This window comes from Leclercia sp. LSNIH8, from assembly GCF_002920195.1.
Classification (GTDB): domain Bacteria; phylum Pseudomonadota; class Gammaproteobacteria; order Enterobacterales; family Enterobacteriaceae; genus Enterobacter.
Window position 1 is genome coordinate 122,482 of sequence record NZ_PQJY01000010.1, and the last position, 7,099, is coordinate 129,580.

Consider the following 7,099-nt stretch of genomic DNA (forward strand, 5'->3'; position numbering starts at 1 on the left):
GTTTCACTCCTGTGCCGTTTCGGGTTAAATGATTTTTTCCCCGTTAACAGGAGTGGAGCATGGCCTCCCGGTTTTCCACGCTGAGCCGGATCCCAAAAGGGGTCTGGGTCGTTGGCGGCGTCAGCATGCTGATGGATATCTCCTCGGAGATCATCCATAGCTTATTACCGCTCTTTATGGTGACCACCCTGGGCGCCAGCGTTATCTTTATTGGCCTGATTGAAGGGCTGGCGGAAGCCACGGCGCTGATCATCAAGGTCTTCTCCGGCGCCATTAGCGACTATCTGGGGAAACGCAAAGGGCTGGCGCTGCTGGGCTACGGGCTGGGTGCCGCCAGTAAGCCGCTATTTGCGATCGCCTCGTCGTCGGGGATGATCCTCGGGGCGCGTCTGATTGATCGGGTAGGGAAGGGGATCCGCGGTGCCCCCCGCGACGCGCTGGTGGCTGACGTCACGCCGCCGGAACTGCGCGGGGCGGCATACGGGCTGCGTCAGTCGATGGACACCATTGGCGCGTTTCTCGGCCCGCTGCTGGCGGTCGGCATGATGCTGTTGTGGCACGATGATTTCCGCACCATCTTCTGGGTAGCCGTCATCCCCGGCGTGCTTGCCGTCGCGCTGCTCTTTTTTGGCCTGCATGAACCTGCCTCTCCCGTCACCCATAAACGCACCAATCCGATTAAAAAAGAGAACCTGAAACGCCTCGGTGCCAGCTGCTGGTGGGTGATTGGCCTCAGCGCCGTCTTCACCCTGGCCCGTTTCAGCGAGGCATTTCTGGTGTTGCGGGCTCAGCAGGCGGACATTCCGCTGGCGCTGATCCCGCTGGTGATGGTCGCCATGAATCTGCTTTACGCGTTTTCGGCCTATCCGTTTGGCAAACTCTCCGATGCCATGAGCCATACCCGTCTGCTGTAGTGGGGGCTGGCGGTGTTGATCGCCGCCGATATCGTGCTGGCGCTGAGCACCCACTGGATGGGGATTATTGTCGGCGTGGCGCTGTGGGGCATCCATATGGGGATGACTCAGGGGCTGCTGACCGCGATGATGGCGAAGACGGCACCCCCCGACCTGCGGGGTACAGCGTTTGGCCTGTTCAGTATGATAAGCGGCGTAGCGCTGCTGATTGCCAGCCTGGGGGCGGGCATCATCTGGGAAATGTGGGGGGCGGAATATACCTTTTATGCCGGGGCAATGATCTGCCTGCTGACGCTGGGGTATCTGCACAAACGCCCGGCGGCGTTGTAAAGCGCGTAATAGTAGAAAAATATTGCGCAAATCATTCGAAGCGTGAGTACCGTTTTGTTACCAATGTGGTCCTTTCTATCAGGAGATACTTATGAAAAGGACCGCACTTTATACCGCGATGGCGTCAGCTCTGCTGCTGCCGTCACTTTATGCCCATGCAGGCCCGCAGGCGCACGTCGTCTGCGCTTATAACCATACCCTGGGCGATGACGCCATAATGATGTTTGGCAAAACCAACCAGGCGATGTGGCACGACTTTTTCGGCAACACCCGTACGGACGCCCATTCGACCTATCAATCACTGCGTAAGCAGTCAGAAACCACCTGCGATAACAAAGCCGACAGCTCAGCTTACTGGGCACCGTCGCTGCGCCTGCCGGACGGGACGGTGGTTCAACCCGCCTACCAAAAGACCTATTACCAGGCGTCTAACGTCGAACAGTTCCCGCTCAGTCCGTTCCCGGCCGGGCTGGCGCTGCTGGCGGGCGATCACCACGGCACCAAGCCTAACTCCCGCATCACTTTCTTATGCGCTAACGGCAAAGGCTACAGCAATAAAGTCGGGGAAGTGTGTGGGCTGAGAAAAGCCAAAGATGCGGTGCAGTTTAATATCGGGATCCAGTTCCCTAACTGCTGGGATGGTATCCATCTGCAGCCGCACCATGGTATGGCGAATGCGACCTATGATGTGAAAGGGCAGTGCCCGTCCGGCTATCCGGTGAAAATCCCGACGGTAAATATGAACGTGGCCTATGTACTGCACGGGATCACTTCCCTGGATACCGCGAAAGCCCAGCTGTCGCTCGATCCCACCATGAATGGCGATGTGCGTGAAGAGCACTGGGGCAGCCTCTATACCGCCCACGCCGACTTTATGAATGGCTGGACTGAAGACGGCGCGCGCTTTATGACCGAGATGTGCATGAATCAGGGCATGGACTGCGGCACTAACGTCCCCTACGGCTATTCAAAGGCGCTGGCAAACGTCTGGGTGAGTAGCGAGACCCCAAGCACCCCGGTACCTGGGGCGCAGACTTTGCTGGTTCAGGATAACTGGAAAAACGGCGGTCGCACCCGTAACAGCGAAACGATGAGTCTGGTTAAGTTTAAGATCCCTGCGCTGCCTGAGGGCCAGGATCCGTCCCTGTTCAAATACCGGGTGCGGATCTATGGTGGAAAAGTCGAGGCCAACGGCGCGGATCAGATCTTCTTCTATCCGGCAAGCAACGACTGGGATCCCGCCACTGTCACCTGGAAAAATCGTCCGGCCTCAATTACTCGTCAGATGCGCTGCTGTATCTCAACAACAAGCGTGAATATCGCATGGTCGATGTTGATAAGGCGGTGCGCAAAGCGCTGGCGGCAGGCAAGACGGAAATCTCCTGGTACATTGGTGGCGACCGTCAGGGCAACCACTACCAGTTCAGCCCCGCCTCTTCTAAAGAGAGCCTGATACTGATGCTGACGGGGTATAAACACACCCCGGAGACATAAGGTAGAGTGGATTTATAACAGACAGAAGCCGGTTAGTTAACCGGCTTCTGTTCAGAGGGACTTATGGTTTACCAATCGCTAATTATGGAAGCATCCATTACCTAATTTAATGTATTTCTCCTGCGCCACGATAAATTTTCTATTCGTCACGCTTACGCTTTTATCCTGATACTTTTCCCCCGGCAACATATAAAACTGCGTTGAACTTTCATCATCGCCCTCGCAACCTTTCTGGATAATCACCCTGAAAAAGGTATTGCCGGTGTTTTCGATAATGCCTTTTTGCTCATCGACTTTATAAGCCAGTTTAATTTTACGCGGACGAACGACGAGTATGGTACTCATCGAGGTCACCGGCAGCACGTTTAAATTACTGCCGGTTTTCTGCAGCGGGTAGAGACGAAGCGGGATCTCCTTAAACACGACCCGGAAATAACGTTCTTTATCATCCTTTGGGCCGCGATAATAGAGTTTAAAATAGTCTGTTTGCAGGGGCGCGAGCGAAAACTTCAGCGGTGCCCAGAGGATCTCCAGGTCCTGGTCGCTTATTTTTTTTTCACCGCCATTGCCAGGTCTGTCAATTTTCCAGGCGCTGATGTTATACAGATTTGTTCGGTCGGTATCGTTATAGATTGGCCGGGAGACAAAATCTTTGTCTGCCGGCATATCGTAGATAAGCGCGCTAAACCAGACGGCGTGTGCCGTGTTAATGGATAGCAGCGCTGCCAATAGCGCCGGGATTGTGAAACCCGCTTTTCTCATAAACATAGACCTTTGCGCACCAGGCTTAAGATGAACGATCGACGCCCACCCAGGTTGCCGTCGCCTTGATCTCCCCGCTGGCGCTCACGGTGCCCATCCAGTCCTGGCCAGAGAGCGTAAATTGCGAGCGAGAGTCATTCATAGGGAAGATCAGCTTAATATTTGCTCTGTAATAAAATGAATCATCGAGATTGGCGTTCCACGCCGTTTGTACCCAATTGGCACGAGTAATATTGATCGGCGCGTCCGAGCAGCTGTTTCGCTTCGTAATGGTGGCTCCCGTATTACTGGTGAACGAGATATAGGCCGGAACCGGCACCTTCAACGTTTCATCGGCAGAGGTAAACACGCAGTACGGGATGCGTTGAATGGTCGCGCTCTCGCCGACGACCTGGACGGTAATGCTGTCGGCCTGACGCGGGGCCGATGTGGTAATACGGTACTCAAACTCAATGGGCTTATCACTGTCAATTTTGCCAGACTGTTTAGGATTCGCCTTTTCGTCTGCTGAAACAATGCTAATACCATACTCTTTGGGAACGATATTCAGCGTCGTTGAGGTCGTGAATTGATAGTAACCTGACTCGGGTGTATTGGTGTTATTAAAATTCAGAGTAAAAATATTGTCATTGGCACTAATACTTGTCCCCGCCTTAACCATTTTTTGGAAAAAGCTATCAGAGATAAAGGCATAGACGTAATCACCACCGGTGGTGAAAACGTTGCTGTAAGCGGTAGTGGTATTGAAGTTATACCATTTGCTGGCATCACCACTGTATTTTACGTCTGCCACGCCCGGGTTAAAACCAAGCTTCGAGTTATCAATTATCATCTTAAAATTAAGCGAATTGATCTTTTGGGTTTCTTGCAGGGAGTAAGCGGCCATCTTACAAATCAGCCCCCTGACGTTGCCTACTACTCCTACCTGGCAATATTCAGAACCAATGTTTACGCTCGGTGTGCCGTCACTGGCGATCCAGACTTCCGCCAGGGCACCCGTGCTCTGGAGCCTGAGATGGCCCAGTTTTGTGGCGTTAAATATACGCTTGTGCCAGTAGCCAGTGCTGAGGGTATTACAACGTTCGCCGGCAGCGTAGTCGTAGTCCGTGTCACTGTAGCAGTAGTTCAGCTCAAAACTATCCTGCGTTCCAACCGGCTGATCCTTAAAGTAGTTATACGCTGCTGGACTAAATGAAGCAAAACCATACGAGCCATTAGATAAGCTATTACCGGCACGAGCGTGATAAAAGCCGCTGTTGTCCCTGGCGCCCGCCTCGAGATAGCCTGTAGAGGGGCATGTCCCGCCGTTCTGGAGACGACAGCGGATCCCCATTAAGGGACCATTAATGGGGGAATTATCAATCCACATATCCACCCAGGTATTGGTTTCATGCCAGCCAACGACGCCCATATACCCCATACTATCCTGGTTGGTTTTATACTTGGTCCAGGTATTTGCGCCCGTAAAGCGGGGATCGAGGGAAGATGAAGTCAGAAAATATTCATTATCGACGTTGTTCTCAATAAACAAATAGGAGTTAGAGACAGCTGCCTCATTATACATATGAACTGCGTACGCGGCCCTGGAGTTTAAAAATGTAATAGCAAGGCTGAAAATAATAAGTGCTAACGTCTGTCTGTTAAACATTAGGCTGCGCTCCTTTATTAGATGCTGACTGAACCTGTGGATGGCACGGAATATCACCCATCCATACGGCGCCACGCGCTTTGGTCAGTTCAAGGTCGGCTTCGCAAACGCCACCCTGCTGGTCAATTAACGTGATGACCGGGTAGCGCTTGTCTACATCCATGGCAAACTCGCCCTGATCATTGGTTGTCGTTTTGCCAATGTGGTTACGAATATTGACGTTGGAAAAAGCTTTGCCGTTAAGGTTTTTCATACGGCCAAATACGGTGACCAGCTGCTTGACTTCAGGCGTAATTACGCTGACGTTACCTGGATACAGCACGACATTACTGCGACGCCCGCGGACAATCTCTACGCTATCCATAGAGTTTTTGTCGTTCATTAGCTCAACTTTATATTCAGCGTAAGCGGGGAGGCTGATGTAATTACTTTTACCGGTGAGAGGGTAATTGTGGCCATTAATTTGCGCCGTCATCTGACCTTCTTTCGCGAAGTTAGTGTTGATAATAATACCGGAATTATCCGTACCTTTACCGAGGTTAACACCCTCTTTCGTCCACGCAACGCTACCCTGAGAGTTGAGGGTCAGGTTGGTGTTATTATCTGAAGAGCGCGTTGCCGAAACGGTTCCGGTATTGTATTTCGTATCATAAGAGGCATAACCGTTGATGGCGAAATCGTCAGACTGGTAGCTATTGCTATCACTCTCGTCACCGCCGCTAATACGCTTCGACACTGATGCGCCAACCTGAGTAATTGGGCTGTTGTCAAAACTTTTACGGAGCGTTGCGTTCGCCAGCGTAGCGCCATTTTCACTGGACATGCCAGTACTTAACCAGGTTGAAAGCGGTAAGCTTAAATCCAGGTTAATATATTTATCGCTGACGTTACCATTATCACGATAAGAATAGCGCTGGATACCGGTGCGCATCGTGAGCGTGGCCCAACGGTTATTATAAAGCGACTGGCTGTAGTCTACGTTAGTGTAATCATTATTGTTGTATTTATCCTTTGAGTAGCTAACGGAGAGACTCCCTAACCCCGGAATAAACGTGTTCAGATTGGTGCTGGCGCCAATAGTCGTATAGTCACTTTTGTACATCGGCAGTTTATCGCCTATATGGCTAAACTGGCGCGATGCCCAGATATTGCCGTAACCGCCCGGAAGAGCAAAGTTCAGCGTACTGATGCTCTGCCAGCTGCTGTCTGTTGCCAGCAGCAGTTGCTGGTTGGCGCTGAAGAGATCGTTAAACTCGACGTTAATTTCCGACTCGTTGACGCCATTGTTGTCAAAACCATAAAGGGTGGATTTAATATTTACGCCGGATAATATAGGTAGCCGCGTTCCCAACGCTGCGCCGGCGACCCAAGTATCTTTTTCACCATAATCGATGTTGTCATGGTCACGATAATCCATCTTGTTGTATTTAAGCATGCCAGAAAACAGCTGCCAGTCGATAAGACCCGTAACACTTGATTCGCGCGCAAACGTCTTGTTGATTTGCGTGGTTCGGTAGCTAACCTCTTTGCCGTTCACTATCACAGATACGTCAACATTGTAGACACCAAACGGTAGCTTAGAGGTGTCAACCTCATAGCTGCCCATTGAAAATTGTTGAATGCTGAGCAGCTTACCATTACGCGTAATATGTACCTCGCCTGCGGCAGGTAAAAACACGGTAATAGGTACCAGCGTTAAGGTATTATCTTCAATTCGGGTGCTGCTTTTATTGCCAAGGCTAACCCCGTAAATGCGGCTGGAATTCAGCGCGCTCATGCTGGCTATCGACTGCAGGTTCCGGTAATGACTCCAACTTATTGATAGTGTTTTATGTTCAGATAATGCCCGATGACTTTGTCATGCAGCTCCACCGATTTTGAGAACGACAGCGACTTCCGTCCCAGCCGTGCCAGGTGCTGCCTCAGATTCAGGTTATGCCGCTCAATTCGC

General features: G+C 51.6%; 4 protein-coding genes and 3 pseudogenes. 3 read left to right on the forward strand and 4 right to left on the reverse strand.

Going from position 1 to position 7,099, the window contains the following annotated elements; genetic code table 11:
* The first annotated feature begins 59 nt into the window (after nucleotides 1–59).
* The 3 genes and pseudogenes from C3406_RS21965 to C3406_RS26930 all read left to right on the forward strand — a co-directional run bounded on the left by C3406_RS21965 (nucleotide 60) and on the right by C3406_RS26930 (nucleotide 2,738).
* Nucleotides 60–1,244, forward strand: a pseudogene (locus C3406_RS21965) (MFS transporter).
* Nucleotides 1,245–1,488: 244 nt separating this feature from the next.
* Nucleotides 1,489–2,592 (forward strand): annotated as a pseudogene (locus C3406_RS21970) (DUF1996 domain-containing protein); the annotation flags it as partial.
* Nucleotides 2,568–2,738, forward strand: a complete 171-nt coding sequence (locus tag C3406_RS26930) for a CBM96 family carbohydrate-binding protein (protein WP_476629948.1) — start codon at nucleotides 2,568–2,570, stop codon at nucleotides 2,736–2,738. The pseudogene C3406_RS21970 and the gene C3406_RS26930, both read left to right, overlap by 25 nt.
* A gap of 78 nt (nucleotides 2,739–2,816) precedes the next feature.
* Here the strand turns inward: C3406_RS26930 and C3406_RS21975 are convergent, their stop codons facing one another.
* The 4 genes and pseudogenes from C3406_RS21975 to C3406_RS21990 form a co-directional block, all read right to left on the reverse strand.
* On the reverse strand, nucleotides 2,817–3,500 hold the full coding sequence (locus tag C3406_RS21975) for a fimbrial biogenesis chaperone (RefSeq protein WP_103825189.1): 684 nt from the start codon (nucleotides 3,498–3,500) through the stop codon (nucleotides 2,817–2,819).
* A 25-nt stretch (nucleotides 3,501–3,525) separates the two neighbouring features.
* Nucleotides 3,526–5,148 (reverse strand): fimbrial protein, encoded by a 1,623-nt coding sequence (locus C3406_RS21980; protein WP_199182752.1) that lies wholly within the window; start codon nucleotides 5,146–5,148, stop codon nucleotides 3,526–3,528.
* A pseudogene (locus C3406_RS21985) lies at nucleotides 5,141–6,946 on the reverse strand (CS1-pili formation C-terminal domain-containing protein); the annotation flags it as partial. The gene C3406_RS21980 and the pseudogene C3406_RS21985, both read right to left, overlap by 8 nt.
* A 17-nt stretch (nucleotides 6,947–6,963) precedes the next feature.
* On the reverse strand, nucleotides 6,964–7,099 hold a 136-nt coding region (locus C3406_RS21990; protein WP_000306011.1), incomplete at its 5' end, for an IS1 family transposase.

Coding starts and splice junctions, on each gene's coding strand:
- C3406_RS26930 (WP_476629948.1), top strand. CDS start 2,568: ATGGTCGATGTTGATAAGGCGGTGCGCAAAGCGCTGGCGGCAGGCAAG.
- C3406_RS21975 (WP_103825189.1), bottom strand. CDS start 3,500: ATGAGAAAAGCGGGTTTCACAATCCCGGCGCTATTGGCAGCGCTGCTA.
- C3406_RS21980 (WP_199182752.1), bottom strand. CDS start 5,148: ATGTTTAACAGACAGACGTTAGCACTTATTATTTTCAGCCTTGCTATT.